The organism is Nonomuraea sp. NPDC049378 (genome assembly GCF_055586745.1).
This window is the reverse complement of record NZ_JBVJHP010000005.1, coordinates 187,365-204,392: the sequence shown is the minus strand read 5'-3', so window position 1 is coordinate 204,392 and position 17,028 is coordinate 187,365. Positions and strand designations below refer to the sequence as shown.

The 17,028-nt window shown below is 71.6% G+C and carries 15 protein-coding genes; 11 read left to right on the top strand and 4 right to left on the bottom strand.

Going from position 1 to position 17,028, the window contains the following annotated elements; translation table 11 throughout:
* Nucleotides 1-11: 11 nt before the first annotated feature.
* Nucleotides 12-1,859, bottom strand: a complete 1,848-nt coding sequence (locus tag ACZ6SA_RS13050) for an ABC transporter ATP-binding protein (RefSeq protein ID WP_465827993.1) — start codon at nt 1,857-1,859, stop codon at nt 12-14.
* Nucleotides 1,856-3,577: an ATP-binding cassette domain-containing protein gene (locus tag ACZ6SA_RS13045; protein WP_465827991.1), complete on the bottom strand. Its 1,722-nt coding sequence runs from the start codon at nt 3,575-3,577 to the stop codon at nt 1,856-1,858. The genes ACZ6SA_RS13050 and ACZ6SA_RS13045 overlap by 4 nt, the downstream gene beginning before the upstream one ends.
* 102 nt (nt 3,578-3,679) lie before the next feature.
* Here ACZ6SA_RS13045 and ACZ6SA_RS13040 point away from each other — a divergent pair, with 102 nt between their 5' ends.
* The 8 genes from ACZ6SA_RS13040 to ACZ6SA_RS13005 all read left to right on the top strand — a co-directional run bounded on the left by ACZ6SA_RS13040 (nt 3,680) and on the right by ACZ6SA_RS13005 (nt 11,946).
* Entirely contained in the window at nt 3,680-4,312 is a 633-nt protein-coding gene (locus tag ACZ6SA_RS13040; protein ID WP_465827989.1) for a TetR/AcrR family transcriptional regulator, read from the top strand.
* A 121-nt stretch (nt 4,313-4,433) separates the two neighbouring features.
* The gene (locus tag ACZ6SA_RS13035) at nt 4,434-5,117 is read left to right on the top strand and encodes a YoaK family protein (protein WP_465827987.1); all 684 of its coding nucleotides are present in this window, start codon (nt 4,434-4,436) and stop codon (nt 5,115-5,117) included.
* Between the two features lie 269 nt (nt 5,118-5,386).
* Nucleotides 5,387-6,727 carry an ABC transporter substrate-binding protein gene (locus ACZ6SA_RS13030; protein WP_347643091.1) on the top strand — a complete coding sequence of 447 codons (1,341 nt, stop codon included), beginning with the start codon at nt 5,387-5,389 and terminating at the stop codon, nt 6,725-6,727.
* 57 nt (nt 6,728-6,784) lie between these two features.
* A complete protein-coding gene (locus ACZ6SA_RS13025) occupies nt 6,785-7,741 on the top strand; it encodes a carbohydrate ABC transporter permease (protein ID WP_443151469.1) in 957 nt (318 codons plus the stop codon).
* Nucleotides 7,738-8,568 (top strand): carbohydrate ABC transporter permease, encoded by an 831-nt coding sequence (locus tag ACZ6SA_RS13020; RefSeq protein ID WP_347643089.1) that lies wholly within the window; start codon nt 7,738-7,740, stop codon nt 8,566-8,568. The genes ACZ6SA_RS13025 and ACZ6SA_RS13020 overlap by 4 nt, the downstream gene beginning before the upstream one ends.
* Nucleotides 8,565-9,974: a GH1 family beta-glucosidase gene (locus ACZ6SA_RS13015; RefSeq protein ID WP_347643088.1), complete on the top strand. Its 1,410-nt coding sequence runs from the start codon at nt 8,565-8,567 to the stop codon at nt 9,972-9,974. The genes ACZ6SA_RS13020 and ACZ6SA_RS13015 overlap by 4 nt, the downstream gene beginning before the upstream one ends.
* On the top strand, nt 9,955-10,953 hold the full coding sequence (locus ACZ6SA_RS13010) for a LacI family DNA-binding transcriptional regulator (protein WP_347643087.1): 999 nt from the start codon (nt 9,955-9,957) through the stop codon (nt 10,951-10,953). Before ACZ6SA_RS13015 ends, ACZ6SA_RS13010 begins: the two co-directional genes overlap by 20 nt.
* A gap of 15 nt (nt 10,954-10,968) precedes the next feature.
* Nucleotides 10,969-11,946, top strand: a complete 978-nt coding sequence (locus ACZ6SA_RS13005; protein ID WP_347643086.1) for a phosphotransferase family protein — start codon at nt 10,969-10,971, stop codon at nt 11,944-11,946.
* A 61-nt stretch (nt 11,947-12,007) separates the two neighbouring features.
* Here the strand turns inward: ACZ6SA_RS13005 and ACZ6SA_RS13000 are convergent, their stop codons facing one another.
* Nucleotides 12,008-12,802, bottom strand: coding sequence for an anti-sigma factor (locus ACZ6SA_RS13000; RefSeq protein WP_465827983.1), 795 nt, complete (start codon nt 12,800-12,802; stop codon nt 12,008-12,010).
* A gap of 171 nt (nt 12,803-12,973) precedes the next feature.
* On the opposite strand from ACZ6SA_RS13000, the gene ACZ6SA_RS12995 reads away from it, so the two are divergent.
* The 3 genes from ACZ6SA_RS12995 (at nt 12,974) to ACZ6SA_RS12985 (ending at nt 16,588) form a co-directional block, all read left to right on the top strand.
* Nucleotides 12,974-14,179, top strand: coding sequence for an FAD-dependent oxidoreductase (locus ACZ6SA_RS12995; RefSeq protein WP_465827981.1), 1,206 nt, complete (start codon nt 12,974-12,976; stop codon nt 14,177-14,179).
* Between the two features lie 81 nt (nt 14,180-14,260).
* On the top strand, nt 14,261-15,598 hold the full coding sequence (locus ACZ6SA_RS12990) for a class II 3-deoxy-7-phosphoheptulonate synthase (RefSeq protein WP_347643083.1): 1,338 nt from the start codon (nt 14,261-14,263) through the stop codon (nt 15,596-15,598).
* Nucleotides 15,599-15,781: 183 nt separating this feature from the next.
* Entirely contained in the window at nt 15,782-16,588 is an 807-nt protein-coding gene (locus ACZ6SA_RS12985; RefSeq protein WP_443151475.1) for an SAM-dependent methyltransferase, read from the top strand.
* Between the two features lie 48 nt (nt 16,589-16,636).
* Here the strand turns inward: ACZ6SA_RS12985 and ACZ6SA_RS12980 are convergent, their stop codons facing one another.
* Nucleotides 16,637-17,011, bottom strand: a complete 375-nt coding sequence (locus ACZ6SA_RS12980) for a thioredoxin family protein (RefSeq protein WP_347618937.1) — start codon at nt 17,009-17,011, stop codon at nt 16,637-16,639.
* Nucleotides 17,012-17,028 lie beyond the last annotated feature (17 nt).

Here is a 17,028-nt window from a genome sequence, read left to right as displayed (position 1 = left end):
CGGCCGGCGGCCTAACCGTCCGCCGCCGCCCGCTGGATGGCGTGCAACTCGGCGTAGCGGCCCTGGCGGGCCATGAGCTCGCCGTGAGTGCCCTGCTCGGCGATCCGCCCGCCGTCCAGCACCACGATCAGGTCGGCCATGCGCACCGTCGGGAAGCGGTGGGTGATGAGCAGGGTGATGGCGGCGCGGTGGCGGCGGGCGGCCTGCGCGTACCGGGCGAAGACGGCGCTCTCGGCGGGAGCGTCCAGGGAGGCGGTCGGCTCGTCCAGCACGAGCAGCAGCGGCTCCTCCCGCATCGACGCGCGCGCCAGGGCCAGGCTCTGCCACTGCCCGCCGGACAGCGTCACGCCGCCCTCGAAGCTGTCGCCCAGCTCGGTGTCCAGGCCCCTGGGCAGATCGGACACCGCGTCCGCGGCGCCGGCCCGCGCCAGCGCCTGCTCCACGGCGGGGCGGTCGTCCATACGGGGCAGGTCGCCGATGCCGACGGTCTCGGCGGCGGTGAGCTCGAACGGCACCCAGTCCTGGAACACGGCGCTGATCCTGCGCCGCCAGCGCACGGCCGGCACGTCCCGCAGCGGGACGTCGTCCAGCAGGATCTCGCCGCCGGAGGGCTGGTAGAGGCCGCACAGCAGCTTGGCCATGGTGGTCTTGCCCGAGCCGTGCGACCCGACCAGCGCGACGGTCGCGCCGGCGGGCAGGCTCAGGTCGATCCCGCGCAGCACCGGCCGGGTGGTGCCGGGGTAGGTGAACGTCACGTTCCGCAGCGTGATGCCCCGCGCGAAGCTCTCAGGCGGCTCGGCCCCGCGGGCGACGCGTTCGCGGCCGTGGTCACTCGTGGGCGCCCTCGTCCCGGCGCGGAGTGCGTCGTCGCCGGACTCCGCCAAGGCCGGGTCGTGGGTGCGGGCGTAGGCGCGGAGCCAGGCGAGCCGCGCGGCGGCGCGCAGGCCCGCGGCCACCGACCCGAGGTGGAAGGCCAGCCGGGAGGCCTGGGTGACGAACTGCACCCCGACCGTGGCCACCAGGACCACGTCGCCCGCCGTGGCCCGTCCCTGGGCGGCCAGCCAGGCCGCGCAGCCGAGCGCCGACACGTACCCGGCCAGGAACGTGCCCGACCCCGCGAACGTGAGCAGCGCGGCCCGGACCCCGGCCCGCGACAACCCCGCCGACACCTCCTCCCACCGGTGCGCGGCCATCGCCTCCAGGGCGGGCGCGGCGCGGCTGATCCGGATCTCCTTGGCCGTCCTCGGCGTGGTGACGGACTCGGACAGGTGCCGCTCCAGCCGGGCCGTCTCGGCGGTGCGCCCGGTGGCCGCGTCGACGTGGCGGGCCGCGCGGCCGCGTACCAGCAGCGACGGCAGCACGGCGCCGCCCAGCAGCAGCGTCACCAGCGGATGCACGGCGGCCATCAGCACGACGCCGAGCCCGATCTGCACGGCGTGCTCGGCGACCAGCGCGAGCGCCCACACCGCGAAGTACAGCTGGCGGCTCTCGTCGCGCAACATCGCCAGCTTGTCCAGGTACGCGGGCCGCTCCAGGTGCTCGATGGTGGGCACGCCCGAGGTGAGGGTGAGGATCTCCTCCTGCACGGACAGACCCATGCGTTCGGCCAGCTCCTCCATCAGCGCCAGCTCCGCGCGGCCGAGGGCCACACCGGTGGCCAGCGCGGCTCCGGCCGCCAGGCCCCACAGGGACGCCTGCGCGCCGTGGCCGGCGGTGGCGGCGTCGGTGAGCGCCCGCAGGAAGACGCCGACCAGGCCCTGGCTGACGGCGCCCAGGGCGAGGAAGGCGGCCAGGGTGAGGAAGGCCCGCCGGTCGGTGCGCCAGGCCAGGGTCAGCAGCGTACGGAGGGTCGCGGTCACCGGCCCGCCTGCGCGATCAGGGCGGTCTGGAGGCGGTGCCAGCGCGCGTAACGGCCGCCCAGAGCCAGCAGTTCGGCATGACCGCCCTGCTCGGCCACGGCGCCGCCGTCGAGGACGACGATCCGGTCCGCCCGCCGTACGGTGGCGAACCGGTGCGAGATGAGCACCAGGGTGCGCCCGCGCGTGCGGTCCAGCAGCCGCTCGAACACCTCCTGCTCGGCCCGCGCGTCCAGATGGGCGGTGGGCTCGTCGACGATCAGGATCCGCCGGCCCGCGTCGAGCGCGTACACGGCCCGGGCCAGCGCCACCTTCTGCCACTGCCCTCCGGACAGGTCACGGCCCCCGGTGAACGACCGCGACAGCGGCGTGTCCAGCCCGCCGGGAAGCACCTCCAGCAGGTCGAGCGCGTCGACCGCGGCCAGCGCGGCGAGCACGTCGGCGTCCGTCCCCGCGTACGCGGGCGCGCCCAGGCGGACGTTGTCGCGCAGCGGCAGCGGGTGGCGGGCGAAGTCCTGGAAGACCACGGCGGCGTCCCCGGCGGCGCTGACGGTGCCGCTCTGGGGGGTGTAGAGGCCGGTGAGCAGCTTGACCAGGGTGGTCTTGCCCGCGCCGTTCAGCCCGACCACGGCCAGCCGCTCCCCCGGCCGCACCCGCAGGTCGAGCTCCTTGAGCACCGGTTCCGCGCGGCCGGGGTAGGCGAACGTCACCCTGACCAGCCCGGGCCCCTCGCCGTCGCGGTCGGCAGGCCCGGCGATCGCCGGCGTGGCGCTGAGAGGGGGGTGGAGCAGGCGCAGGGTCGCCTCGTACGGCTTGCTCCCGTGGGCGATCTCGAACATCTGGTGGCCGCCCGCACCGTACGCGAAGACCAGCAGGGCCGCCAGCACGCTCTGCGCCAGGGCGGCGGCCCCCAGCGCGCCCGCGGCGGTCAGCCAGGCCAGCGTCCCGAACGTCGCGGCGGCCCCGGCCAGTTGCAGCCCCAGCACGGCCGCGTACCCGCGCACGACGGCGCGGCGCCCGCGCGTCTGCGGGGTCAGGAACGCGCGCATGGCCGTCACGTAGCGGCCGATGAGGAAACCGTCCACGCCGAAGACGCGGATCTCCTTGGCGGCGCCGGGACCGCCGGTGAGCTCGGCCAGGTAGCCGGCCCGGCGCAGACGCATGACCTGCTCGGGGCTGTCGGCCAGCGACTCCGCACCGCCGGGGCCGACCAGCATCGCGGTGATGCGCCGGTTCTGCGCGATCGACAGGGCCAGCGCGACCGGGGCCATCCACCACACGTGCACGGCCAGCACCACGGCGCCGAACAGGGCCGACGTCGCCCTGCTCGCCTCGCCGGCCAGCGCCACCGCCGCCGTGCCCGCCGTCCGCCCGCGGTGTCCGGTCAGCGCCAGCCGCACGTCGGCCTGCACCCGCGGGTGCTCCAGGCGCGCCAGCGGCATGGCCGTCGCGGCGGCGCGCACCCTGGCGCGCAGCACGCCGTCGACGCGCCGGGCGACGGCGGCTCCGGCCGGTTCGCGCAGCGCCGTGCAGAGTTCCTGCCCCAGCAGCACGAGCAGCAGCGCGATCACCTGCGCCGCGCCGCCGTGGTCGATCAGCAGGCCGAGCGGGATCGTGCTGAGCGGTCCGAGCACCGCCGCGCCCGCGCTGAGCACTCCCAGGGCGAGCAGGCGGCGGGAGCCGGCCAGCGGCAGCAGCCGGGCGAGCCGGACCGCCCTCACACCAATCCAATGTGATCGCATTGATCTGCCATGCGCACGACCGTATCCCGGCTACACTGAACCGGTCAAACCGATGTGATCACATCGATAAGAGGGGATGGCATGGCGCACCGGCGCACCCGTGGACCAGGAGCTCAGCACGAGGAGCGGCGCAGGCAGATCGCCGACGCCGTCCTCGCGATCGTCGCCGACCGCGGCCTCGCCGCCGTGTCGCTGAGCGAGGTGGCGGCCCAGGCCGGCATCTCGCCCGGCCGCGTCCAGCACTACTTCCCCGCCAAGCGCCAGCTCGTCGAGGCCGCCTTCGAGCGCGGCAACGAGCAGAGCAGCGCCCGCATCAGGCAGCGGGTCGGCCAGGACCTCGACGCGGCCGAGCCGCGCGTCGTGCTCGTCACCGTGCTCACCGAGCTCATCCCCCACGACCCCGCGACCGAGGCCCACATGCGTGTGCGGCAGTCCTTCCACGCGCTCGCGTTCGCCGAGGAGGGCATCGCGGCCCGGCTGCGGGTGCTGTACGACGGCTTCCACCGCCAGATGGCCGACCTCATCCGCGCCGACCAGCGGGCCGGGCGCATCGCCGCCGCCGTGGACCCCGGCCGGTCCGCGCCCGCCCTGGTGGCGCTGGCCGAAGGGCTGGCCGCGTACGTGCTCATCGACGTCGTCCCCGCGGGCGCGGCCCGCGAGCGTGTCCTGGCGGCCGTCGACGATCTCTATCGCACGACGCCGTCACGCTCCTGAGCGTGTCGGGTTTGCGGGAGCCGCGCGGTTACGGAGAGTATCCAACTGTGACGGAGTCGAGAGGTCCCGCCCCGGCGACGAGCACGGGAGAGACCCCCGGCCGGCCGGCCGGGGCGAGCGGGTGAGCAGAGGGCTGCGGTGGTTCGCCGACCGGCTCTTCCCTCCTGGCGCGAACCCGCACGACACCGTGCCCGCCCTGCTGGTCCTGCTGACCGTCGTGACCGGGATCGTGGACGCCGTCAGCTTTCTCGGCCTGCACGGCGTCTTCGCCGCCAACATGACGGGCAACATCGTCTTCGTGGGCTTCGCCCTGGCCGGGGAGGAGCGGCTGTCCCTGTGGGGGCCGCCGGTGGCCCTGCTGTCCTTCACGGCGGGCGCCTGGGCCACGGGACGGGCGACCGGGCGGGTGACGGACCAGCGCCGGGCGTTCGTCCTGCTCACCGCCGTGCACGCTCTGCTCGTGGCGGTCGCCCTGGTGACGGCCCAGCTGGCCGGATTCCGCGAGCCGCCGGCACAGGCGGCGCTCATCGCGCTGCTCGCCGGCGGCATGGGCATACAGAGCGCGTCCGTACGCGAGCTGGCGGTGCCCGACATGAACACGAACGTTCTGACCACCACCCTCACCGCGCTCTTCGCCGAAGGCCCGGGGCGGGCGGCCCGGCGCCGGGCCGCCGGTATCGCCGCGATGTTCCTGGGGGCGCTGGGCGGTGCCGCGCTGCACGTCGCCGCCGGGCCCGTGCCCGCGCTGGCCGCGGCCACGGTCCTGCTCGCCGTCGTCGCCTTCGCCGCCCGCTCCACGCGGTGACGGGCAGGCCCGGCGACATGCCCTTGATGCGACACAAAAGATGTCTCTTGTGGTGGGAGCGCTCCCAATCGGGTCTTTGCGAGGTTTGAGGCCATAAATCCGGTTACACAGTGATAAACCGCACCATTGGTAACGGTTGCGTTTCGCGGGATTGACGCACAGAGCGGGCAAGTGCACCCTTTGTGGGAGCGCTCCCAAACACTCCCACCGCGGCGGAACCCGAGGCCGCGGTGCTCTCCCCAACACATTCACCCGAGAAGGGGTCCACCATGATGATCAGCAAGCGTCGCGGCGGTCTCGCCGCGGCCTCGGCCCTGGCCGCGGTCGCGCTGACCGTGGCGTCGTGCGGTTCCGGCGGCACTTCCGAGTCAAGCGGCGCGCCGGCATCGTCCGCCCCTGCGGGACCGGTCACCATCCGCGTGCAGACGTTCGGCGGCGGCACCAACTTCGGCTACAAGAACGCCGTCGAGAAGTGGAACGCCGAGCACAAGGACATCCAGATCCAGCACGAGAACCTGACCGACCAGTTCGAGCAGCAGTACTGGCCGCAGATGATCCAGTGGCTGCAGGCCGGCAGCGGCGCGGGCGACGTGGTCGGCATCGACGAGGGCGGCATGGGCCTGGCCAAGGCGCGCACCGAGTGGTGGGCCGACCTGAAGGAGCACGGCCTCGAGTCGCGCAAGGCCGACTACCCCGCGTGGAAGTGGGAGAACGGTGTCGCCCCCGACGGCAAGCTGTTCGCCCTGGGCACCGACATCGGCGGCATGAGCCTGTGCTACCGCAAGGACCTGTTCGAGAAGGCCGGGCTGCCGACCGACCGTGACGAGGTCAGCGCGCTGTGGCCCACGTGGGACGAATATCTCGAGGTCGGCAAGCGGTTCCAGTCGAAGGTCAAGGACACCAAGTGGGCCGACGGCACCAACACGCTGTACCAGGTGGTGCTGTACCAGGAGGCGGCCAAGAACGGCAACGTCTCCTACTTCGACAAGGACAACAACCTCATCGTCGACAAGAACCCGGCGGTCAGGACGGCGTTCGACTTCGTGCAGAAGCTGAGCCAGGACGGCCTGACCGCCAAGCTGCGCAACTTCACCGACGAGTGGGCGACGGGCACCCAGAAGGGCGCGTTCGCCACGCTGGGCTGCCCGTCCTGGATGCTCGGCGCGGTCAGCGGCAACGCCGGTGACGACGGCAAGGGCAAGTGGGACGTGGCCGCGGTGCCCGGCGGCGGCGGCAACTGGGGCGGCTCCTGGCTGGCCGTGCCCAAGCAGTCGAAGCACCCGAAGGAAGCGGCCATGGTCGCCGACTACCTGACGCAGGCGCAGACCCAGGCGAGCGTCTTCACCGACTTCGGCAACATGCCGAGCAACACCAAGGCCCAGCAGGACCCGGCGGTGCAGGGCGCGAAGAACGAGTACTTCAACGACGCCCCCATCGGTGACATCTTCGCCAAGTCCGCCGCCAGCCTCCAGCCGGTCTTCCTCGGCGTGAAGCACGCCCAGGTCAAGAACGCCACCGAGGCGGTCATTCAGGGCATGGACGACGGCTCGGTCCCCTACGGCAAGGCCTGGCAGCAACTGGTCGACGACGCGGTCAAGGCCGCGGGCTGATCTCCCCGCCCGGCCCGCCCCGCGGCGGGCCGGGCACGTTGCCGTGAAAGGTCTGTTATGAGCATCGACACCCTTCCCCGGGCGACGCGGAGCGGTAATCGCCGCGCCCGTCCGCCCGGCCGCCGCTGGCGTTCCCGCCTGGACGTCAAGGCGATGCCGTACGCACTGGTGTCCCCGTATTTCCTGCTGTTCGCCGCCTTCGGGCTGTTCCCGCTGGCGTTCACGCTCTACTACTCGCTGTACGACTACGACCTGACCGGCACCACCGAGTGGGCCGGGCTGGGCAACTACACCGCGCTGCTGGGCGACGACGACTTCTGGCGCGCCACGGTGAACACGGTGGCCATGTTCGTCATGGCCACCGTCCCGCAGATGTTGCTGGCGCTGTTCCTGGCCAACGCGCTGAACAAGCGGTTGCGCTTCCGGCTGGCGATCCGCATGAGCGTGCTGCTGCCGCTCGTCACGTCGGTCGTCGCCGTCGCGGTGGTGTTCACCCAGCTGTTCGCCCGCGACTGGGGCCTGGTCAACTGGCTGCTCGGCATGTTCGGCGTCGAGAACACGAACTGGCGGGCCGAACGGGTGCCGTCATGGATCGCCATCGCCACCATGGTCGACTGGCGCTGGACCGGCTACAACGCGATCATCTTCCTGGCCGGCATGCAGACGATCCCGCGCGACCTGTACGAGGCCGCCTCCATCGACGGCGCCTCCCAGCGCAGGCAGTTCTGGCAGATCACGCTGCCGATGTTGCGCCCCACCATGATCTTCGTGGTGCTCAACTCCACGATCGGCGGCCTGACGTTGTTCTCGGAGCCGATGACGTTCTACAACGGCAATCCCGACGGCGGGTCGCAGGGCCAGTTCCAGACGGTGGCCATGTTCGTCTACAAGGAGGCCTTCCGCGAGTTCGACTACGGCTACGCCTCCGCGGCCGCCTGGCTGCTGTTCCTGCTGATCCTCATCGGAGCGGCGATCAACTTCCTGTTCGTGCGCAGGATCGGGGGCACGCGATGACCATCTGGAAACCGTCCGTCCTCACGAGGGTCCTGCTCGGGCTGGCCATCTTCCTGTCGGCCTTCCCGCTGTACTGGATGCTGGTCATCGCCTCGCGTACGAACTCCGACGCGGTGGCCTCCCCGCCGAAGTTCCTGCCGGGCGGGAACCTGGGCCAGAACATCATCGCGGTGCTCAACCACCCCGAGGCCAAGTTCGTGGCCGGCCTGACCAACTCGTTCATCGTGGCGAGCGTCGTCACCCTCTCCGTCATCATCATCTCGACGCTGGCCGGCTTCGCGTTCGCCAACCTGAACTTCAAGGGACGCAACGCGCTGCTGCTGCTCGTGCTGCTGACGATGGCGGTGCCCCTGCAGCAGATGGGCGTGGTCCCGCTCTACCGGCTCATGGTGAGCCTGGAGTGGACGGGCACGCTCAAGGCGGTCATCCTGCCGTACCTGCTCAACGGGTTCGGTGTCTTCCTGATGACGCAGTACACGCGGCAGTCCGTGCCGATGGAGCTGGTCGAGGCCGCCCGGGTCGACGGCGCCGCCACGCTGCGCATCTGGTGGAACGTCGTGCTGCCCGCGGTCAGGCCCGGCATGGCCGTGCTCGGCATCAACACGTTCATGCTCATGTGGAACGACTACATGTGGCCTCTGATCGTGCTCAACCAGGACAACCCGACCGTGCAGATCGCGATCAACTCGCTCAACGCGAGGTTCTCCACGGAGTACTCGCTGATCTTCGCGGGAACGGCGCTGTCCATCATCCCGCTCATCGCAGTATTCGTCGCATTCGGCCGCCAAATCGTCGGCGGACTCATGGAAGGTGCGGTCAAGGCGTGACGACACAAGAGGAACAGACGCGTACCGGGCTGCGCTTCCCCGCGGGCTTCGCGTGGGGCGCGGCGACCTCGGCCTACCAGATCGAGGGGGCCGTCGAGGAGGACGGGCGAGGGCGGTCCATCTGGGACACCTTCACCAGGAAGCCGGGACGGGTGCTCAACGGGCACAACGCGGACGTGGCCATCGACCACTACCACCGGTACAAGGACGACGTCGCCGTCATGGCGCGGCTGGGCCTGTCGGCCTACCGCTTCTCGGTCTCCTGGCCCCGCATCCAGCCGGCCGGCACCGGCAGGATCAACCAGAAGGGCCTCGACTTCTACAAGCGGCTCACCGACGAGCTGCGCGAGCACGGCATCGACCCCTGGCTGACCCTCTACCACTGGGACCTGCCCCAGGAGCTGGAGGACAGGGGCGGCTGGCCCAACCGCGACGTCGCCTACTGCTTCGCCGACTACGCGGCGACGGTGCACGAGGCGCTGAAGGACCACGTGCACACGTTCAGCACCGTCAACGAGCCGTGGTGCGCCGCGTTCCTCGGTTACGCCTCCGGCGAGCACGCTCCTGGCAGGCGCGAACCGGAGAACGCGATCAGGGGCGCGCACCACCTCAACCTGGCGCACGGCCTGGCCGTGCAGGCGATGGGCGCCCGGCGCGTCGGCGGCAGCGTGAACCTGTACGCGGTCACGCCCGCCACCGACAGCGCGGAGGACCTCGACGCGGCCCGGCGCATCGACGGCCTGCAGAACCGGTTCTTCCTGGACGCCCTGCTGCTGGGCAGCTATCCGGAGGACGTGCTGGCCGACCTGCCCGTCGAGATGGACTTCGTCCAGCCCGGCGACATGAAGATCGTCAACGCGCCCATCGACGTGCTGCTCGTCAACTACTACAGCCGCTTCACGGTCTCGGGAGCACCAGGCGGCGCCCAGTCGGCCGCCGCGGCCCCCACGGACACGGGGTCGCCGTGGGTCGGCAGCGAGCACGTGTCGTTCGTCAACGGCGGCCGTCCGACGACGGCGATGGGCTGGGAGATCGACGAGTCCGGCCTGGTCGAGGTGCTCACCAGGGTGGCCCGCGACTACCCCGCGATCCCGATGGTGATCGCCGAGAACGGGGCCGCCTTCGACGACGTGCTCGACGACGGCCGCGTGCACGACCACGAGCGGCGGGCGTACGTCGAGGCGCACCTCGGCGCCTGCAAGCAGGCCATCGACGCGGGCGTGCCCCTGGAGGGCTATTTCGCCTGGTCGCTCATGGACAACTTCGAGTGGGCCTGGGGTTACGGCAAGCGGTTCGGCCTGGTTCGGGTGGACTACGAGACGCTGGAACGGCTGCCCAAGGACAGCGCGCTCTGGTACTCGGAGATCATCCGGCAGAATAGGCGACATGAACCGACCGACTCTTGAGGCAGTCGCGGCTCGGGCCGGGGTGGGCCGGGGCACGGTGTCGAGAGTCATCAACGGCTCGCCGAACGTCAGCGCCAGGGCCCGCGAGGCCGTTGAGCTGGCCATACGCGAGCTGGGCTACGTGCCCAACCGCGCGGCGCGGGCGCTGGTGACGCGCCGCACGGACACCGTGGCGCTGGTGGTGTCCGAGTCGCAGCTGCGCGTCTTCGACGAGCCGTACTTCGCGGGCACCATCCGCGGCATCGGCTCGGCGCTGGCCGAGACCGGCCTGCAGCTGATCCTGGCCATGGCCAGGTCGCCGGAGGAGCACGAGCGACTCGAGAACTACCTGACGGGGCAGCACGTCGACGGCGTGCTGCTCCTGTCGCTGCACGGCGCCGATCCGCTGCCGGGCCGGCTGGAGGCGATGGGCGTGCCCACCGTGCTCGGTGGCCGGCCCGTCGGCCTCGACCCCTACAGCTACGTGGACATGGACAACAGGGCCGGGGCCCGGCAGGCGGTCAAACACCTGCTGAGCCTCGGCCGCCGCGCGATCGCCGCGATCGCCGGCCCGCAGGACATGGGGGTGGGCGTCGACCGGCTCTCCGGCTACCGGGACGCGCTGCTGCCCTCGGGCCTGCCGGAGCTGGTGTCCTACGGCGACTTCTCCGAGCAGAGCGGGGCCGTCGCGATGGCCGAGCTGCTGCGGACGCATCCCGAGCTCGACGCGGTCTTCGCCGCGTCCGACCCGATGGCGCTGGGCGCGATGCGCGTGCTCAAGGCCGCGGGGCGGTCGATCCCCGGCGACGTGGCCGTGATCGGGTTCGACGACTCCAAGGCCGCGCTCAGCGCCGACCCGCCGCTGACCACCGTCCACCAGCCGACCGAGGCCATGGGCCGCCAGATGGCCCGGCTGCTCGTCGCCCGCATCAACGGCGAGGAGCTGCGCCAGCCCGTCGTCATTCTCGACACGCACCTGGTGCGCAGGGAGTCCGCCTGAGGGGAAGGGGTTCTCGTGGACAGCAGGACGAAGCGCCGGTTATCCGCGGCCGAGCTCGACGCGCTGGCCCGGCGCGCGCTGGGCGCGGGCGTCGCGTCCGCCACCGAGCTGACCGACGGCTTCGCCAACGCGGTCTGGCGGCTCGCGCTCGACGACGGCCGCGAGGTGGTGCTCAAGCTGTCGCCGCCGCCCGAGCTCGACCAGCTCAGCTACGAACGCAACCTGCTGCGCATGGAGGCCGCCGCCTACGAGCACGCCCTCAAGGCGGGCGTCCCGGTGCCGTCACTGCTGCGGGCCGGCTTCGACGACCCGGTGCTCGGCGGCGACTACCTGATGCTGAGCGCCCTCGACGGCGTGTCGTGGAACGACGTCAAGCCCGACGGCGAGGACGCGCTGCGCAGGGAGCTCGGCCGCCACCTGGCCAGGTTCAACACGGTGACGGGCGAGGTGTTCGGCTACCCGCACGCCGGCATCGTGGGCGCCACGTGGCGCGAGGCGTTCCTGTCGATGGTGGCCGCGCTGCTCGGCGACACCGAACGTTATCCCGCCCCGCTGCCGCGCCCGGCGGCCGAGCTCATGGCCGTGTTCGAGGCCGCCTCTCCGGTGCTCGGCGAGGTGACGACACCCCGGCTGGTGCACTTCGACGTGTGGGCGGGCAACGTCTTCCTCGACCTGAGCGGCCCGCCCAGGATCCAGGCCATCATCGACCACGAGCGAGCCTTCTGGGGCGACCCGATCGCCGAGTTCGTCACCCCGACGATCTTCGGTGAGCTGCGCGAGGACGATCCGCTGCTGGCCGGCTACCGCGAGGTGACGCCGCTGGAGCTCACCCCCTCGGCGCTGACCCGGCTCGACCTCTACCGCGCCTACCTCTACCTGATCCTGCTGGTCGAGAACGGGCCCCGGCAGTATCCGGAGGAGGAGTACGCCAGGGTCCGCGACCGCTCGCTGTCCGCGCTGGACGTCGTCCTGCGCCGCCTCTCCCACGGCTGACGGGAAAGCCCGGCCCGGCCGCGCGCGTGGCGCGCCGTCGGGGCGCGCGGGGTCCGCGCGTTCAGGCGGCGGGCAGGCGGGCCACCATGATGGGGCGCGTGGTGGGCCTCTCGGAGCCGCCCGCGGGCTCGACGGTGAGCGCCACCCGCCGCCCGCCCTCCAGCGGGGCCACCACGGGCACGGTCACCCCGCCGGCCGCCCGGTCGAGCAGCCCGGCGGGGCGTGCGCCTTCCGGCCCCGTCAGCCACAGCTCGTAGTCGTGGGAGTCGGGCAGGTCCCGCAGCCCCGACGAGGTGAACACCATCCGTCCCGCGGAGCGCGAGACCGCCACCGTGCCGGTGCCGCCGGTGAAGACCGGCAGGCGCACCGTCCGGACGTCGGGCGCGGCCAGCACGGCGGCGACCTCCCCCGTCCTGGCGGTCAGGTCGCCGAGGTCGCGGCGGGCGTCGACGGCCACCGCCCCGAACGCCGCCGCGGCCGCGGCGCACACCGCCGCCAGCCCTGCCGGCACCTTCGACCGCCGCCACCCGTCCGGCGGACCGGTACGGCGGCGTTCCCGCGCACCGGTACGGCGGCGCTCACGCGACCCGGCGCGGCGATCCTCCGGCGGACCGGCGCGAGGGCCCTCCTGCGGGCTGGTGCGGCGGTGTGCGGCGGCCAGCAGGCGGGCGCGCAGGGTGGCGGGTGGGGGTTCGGCCGCCGCCTCCGCCAGCCAGGCGGCCGTCTCACGCAGGTGCCGCACCTCGGCCGCGCAGCCGGGGCACGCGCGCAGGTGGTCCTCGAACAGAACCTCCTCGGCGTACGGCAGCGCGTGCACGGCGTAGGCGCCGGACAGGGCGTGGAGGTCGTCGTCCATCGGTTCCTCCTTCGCTGGAGATCCCGGTCCGGGGATGTCCCGCCTGCGGGCGTGGGAAGGAAGTCAATGTCCACTCCCCTGTGAGAGAGGCGGCTCACGCATGTACTTCGGTTGCCCGGGCATGTCGGATGCCCACGGCCCCGGCTCTTCTGGTTCACCGGGTGATGGCTCATGGGATGCGTGATAGCGGGCGGCGGGCCGGCGGGCGCGGTCCTCGCGCTGGTGCTGGCCAGGGCGGGCGTCGAGGTGACGTTGCTGGAGAAGCACGGCGACTTCCTGCGCGACTTCAGGGGCGACACCATCCACCCGTCGACCCTGCAGGTGCTCGACGAGCTGGGGCTGGCGCGGGAGTTCCTGCGCCTCCCGCACAGGAAGGCGTACGAGGTCGGCATCGTCACCGACACCGGCGAGATCAGGCTGGCGAACCTGCGCGGTCTGCCGGGCAAGTATGACTACATCGCGTTCGTCCCGCAGTGGGAGTTCCTCAACCTCGTCACGTCGGCGGCCGGCAGATATCCGAACTTCCGGCTGCTGATGAACGCCGAGGCGTACGACCTGGTCCGCGAGGGCGACGCCGTGCGGGGGCTCCGCTACCGGGACGCGTCCGGCGAGCACGAGATCAGGGCAGCCCTGACCGTGGCCGCCGACGGGCGTTCCTCGACGCTGCGCGAGCGGCCCGGGCTCGTGCCCGAGGATCTCAGGGCGCCCATGGACGTGGTGTGGTTCGCGCTGCCCAGGAACGACGGGGATCGTGACGACACGTTCCTGCGGATCTCGAGCGGCAACATGATGGTCGCGATCAACCGGGAGACCTACTGGCAGCTGGCGTACCTGATTCCCAAGGGCGGATACTCCGCGCTCGTGAGCGGTGGCATCGACGCGCTGCGCGAGCCGGTGGCCAGGCTGCTGCCGTGGCTGGCCGACCGGACCGGCGGGATCGGCGGCTACGACGACGTGAGCGTGCTCACGGTCAAGCTCAACCGGCTGCGCCGCTGGCACCGGCCCGGGCTGCTGTGCATCGGGGACGCCGCGCACGCCATGTCGCCGGTGTTCGGGGTGGGCATCAACCTGGCCGTCCAGGACGCGGTCGCCGCCGCCAACCTGCTGGCCGGCTCGCTCAGGTCCGGCGCGCCCGTCCCCGAGCCGACGCTGCACCTGGTGCAGCGGAGGCGGATGGCGCCGACCAGGGTCACGCAGGCGGCCCAGCGGCTGGTCCAGAACCTGGTGATCCGGCCGGCCCTGTCGCGCCGGTTCGACCCGTCGGGGCTGCCCACGGACCTGACGAAGGTCCCGCTGGTCAACCGGGTGATCCCGCGGTTCGTCGGGCTCGGTGTGCGTCCCGAGCACGTGTACGTCAGGGAAAGCCCGCCGCTGTGAGCCCGTATCCGGACAACTGCCTTCTCACAACGTGGACAATGGGGTCGGTGGGGCCGACGCAGTGGAATACCCTCGTATCTCGTGAGCAGCAATCTCGTGGATCTCGATTCCTGGCGAGCCCTCCCCGCGGCGCAGCAGCCCGACTGGCCCGACCCCGGTGAGCTCGACAAGGTCGTCGCCGAGCTCGGCGGCCTGCCCCCACTCGTCTTCGCGGGCGAGTGCGACCAGCTGAAGGACCAGCTGGCCGCCGTGGCCCGCGGCGAGGCGTTCGTCCTGCAGGGCGGCGACTGCGCCGAGACCTTCGCCGGCGCCACCGCCGACAACGTGCGCAACAAACTCAAGACGCTGCTGCAGATGGCGATCGTGCTGACCTACGCGGGCAAGGTGCCGGTCGTGAAGATCGGCCGGGTCGCCGGGCAGTTCGCCAAGCCGCGCTCCAAGGGCACCGAGATCCGCGACGGCGTGGAGCTGCCCGCCTACCGCGGTGACATGGTCAACGGCGTCGAGTTCACGCCCGAGGCCCGCAGGCCCGACCCGTGGCGGCTGCTCAAGGCCTACCACTCCTCGGCCGTGACGCTCAATCTCGCGCGCGCGTTCACCAAGGGCGGCTACGCCGACCTGCGCCAGGTGCACGCCTGGAACCAGGACTTCGTCGCCGAGTCACCGGCCGGGCGCCGTTACGAGAAGCTGGCCAGGGAGATCGACCAGGCGCTGGCGTTCATGCGGGCCTGCGGGGCCGACCCCGAGGAGTTCCACACGGTGGAGTTCTACTCCTCGCACGAGGCGCTCATCCTCGACTACGACCGGGCGCTCACCCGCATCGACTCCCGCACCGGCCTGCCCTACGACGTGTCGGCGCACATGGTCTGGATCGGCGAGCGCACCCGCCAGCTCGACGGCGCGCACGTCGACTTCTTCTCGCGCATCCGCAACCCGATCGGCGTCAAGCTCGGCCCCACGACCACGCCGGAGGAGGCCGTCTCGCTCGTCGAGAAGCTCAATCCCGGCAACGAGGCGGGACGGCTCACGTTCATCACCCGGATGGGCGCCTCCAAGATCCGCGAGTCCCTTCCCGCGCTGGTCAAGGAGGTCAGCGCGACGGGGGCCCGGGTGGCCTGGATCTGCGACCCGATGCACGGCAACACCTTCGAGGCGCCGAGCGGCCACAAGACGCGGCGGGTCGACGACGTGCTCGACGAGGTGGCCGGCTTCTTCGAGGTGCACAGGTCGCTCGGCACGCATCCGGGCGGCATCCACATCGAGTTCACCGGCGACGACGTGACCGAGTGCGTGGGCGGGGGCCACGAGATCGGCGAGACCGACCTCGCCACGCGCTACGAGACGGCCTGCGACCCGCGGCTCAACCGCAGCCAGTCGCTCGACCTCGCCTTCGAGGTGGCCGAGCTCTACCGCGGCTGACCCCTGACCACGCGTCCGGCCCCTTTACGGCACCGGACACGAGCGGCCCGGCCGTCCCGTCGCGGGGCGGCCGGGCTTTCGCCTGCGCACCGCGCCGGGCATGCCTGTCACAGAACGTGACATGCGTCTCAATAGCGCTCTCGGTCATCCCGTTTTCCGGAGATTTCGGGCGTTTACCCCGCTATGATCGCCGCAAACAGGGCGAAATTTCGGGAGAAAAACGTGGATGATGCCCCCGAGGGGGTCGACCCCAACGTCCCTAACGTCGCGCGAATGTATGACTACTTTCTCGACGGCAAGGACAATTTCGCGGCCGACCGTGCAGCGGCGGAGCAGATCCTCAAGAACTTCCCCCATACCAAGGAGGCCGCCCGCTCGAACCGGGCGTTCCTGCGCCGCGCCGTACGCCATCTCGTGGACGAGGGCACGCGGCAGATCGTGGACCTCGGAGCCGGCCTGCCGACCCAGGGCAACACGCACGAGATCGCCCCGGAGGCGCGCGTCGTGTACGTCGACTACGACGCCGTGGTGTGCGTGCACGGCAGGGCGCTGCTGGCCCGCCGCGACGACGTGGACTTCCTCCAGGCAGACGTACGACGGCCGGAGACGCTGCTGGACAGGCTGGACGGCCTGGTCGACTTCGACCGGCCGGTGGCGTTCCTGATGCTGACCGTGCTGCACTTCGTCCCCGACGAGCTCGCCCACGAGGTGGTGGCGAAACTGCGGGACGCGAGCGCGCCCGGCAGCCACCTGGTCGTCAGCCACGCCGTGGACCCCACGCCCGACATCACCCCGCAGGCCCTGGAGGTCTACCGCACGGCCACGGCCGCGCTCAACCTGCGCACCCGCGAGGACATCCTGCGCTTCTTCGACGGTTATGAGCTGGCCGAGCCCGGGCTGGTGCACCCGTACGACTGGCGCACGGACGACCCGGGCGACCCGGGCAAGGGCATCACCTTCGGGTACGTCGGAGTCGGCCGCAAGCCCTAGCCCGCCGGCGCGCGAGAGCCCCGCCGGTACCGGCGGGGCTCGCCAGGGTCAGTTCTTCTGGGCGTTCTTCAGCTCTTCGTTGAGCTCCGCCCTGATGGCGTCCATGTCGAGCGCCCGAACCTGCCTGATCAGGTCTTCCAGCGCGGGAGCCGGGATGGCGCCCGCCTGGGCGAAGACCACGATGCCGTCGCGGATGGCCATCAGCGTGGGGATCGAGGTGATGTCGAACCCCTGCGCGAGCCCCTGCTCCGCGTCAGTGTCAATCTTTCCGAACGTGATGTCGTCGTGCTTCTCCGACGCCTGTTCGAAGATCGGTCCGAACTTCTTGCACGGAGGGCACCACTCGGCCCAGAAATCGAGCAGGACGATCCCCTTGTCGGCGATGTCGTTGAAGGTTTTCTCTGTCACTTCGATGGTCGCCACAAAAGGCTCCTCGTTCG

Excerpts from the sequence above, each read along its gene's own strand:
- ACZ6SA_RS13040 (WP_465827989.1), top strand. The coding sequence starts at position 3,680 with ATGGCGCACCGGCGCACCCGTGGACCAGGAGCTCAGCACGAGGAGCGG.
- ACZ6SA_RS13030 (WP_347643091.1), top strand. The coding sequence starts at position 5,387 with ATGATGATCAGCAAGCGTCGCGGCGGTCTCGCCGCGGCCTCGGCCCTG.
- ACZ6SA_RS13025 (WP_443151469.1), top strand. The coding sequence starts at position 6,785 with ATGAGCATCGACACCCTTCCCCGGGCGACGCGGAGCGGTAATCGCCGC.
- ACZ6SA_RS13020 (WP_347643089.1), top strand. The coding sequence starts at position 7,738 with ATGACCATCTGGAAACCGTCCGTCCTCACGAGGGTCCTGCTCGGGCTG.
- ACZ6SA_RS13010 (WP_347643087.1), top strand. The coding sequence starts at position 9,955 with ATGAACCGACCGACTCTTGAGGCAGTCGCGGCTCGGGCCGGGGTGGGC.
- ACZ6SA_RS13000 (WP_465827983.1), bottom strand. The coding sequence starts at position 12,802 with ATGGACGACGACCTCCACGCCCTGTCCGGCGCCTACGCCGTGCACGCG.
- ACZ6SA_RS12995 (WP_465827981.1), top strand. The coding sequence starts at position 12,974 with ATGGGATGCGTGATAGCGGGCGGCGGGCCGGCGGGCGCGGTCCTCGCG.
- ACZ6SA_RS12985 (WP_443151475.1), top strand. The coding sequence starts at position 15,782 with ATGATCGCCGCAAACAGGGCGAAATTTCGGGAGAAAAACGTGGATGAT.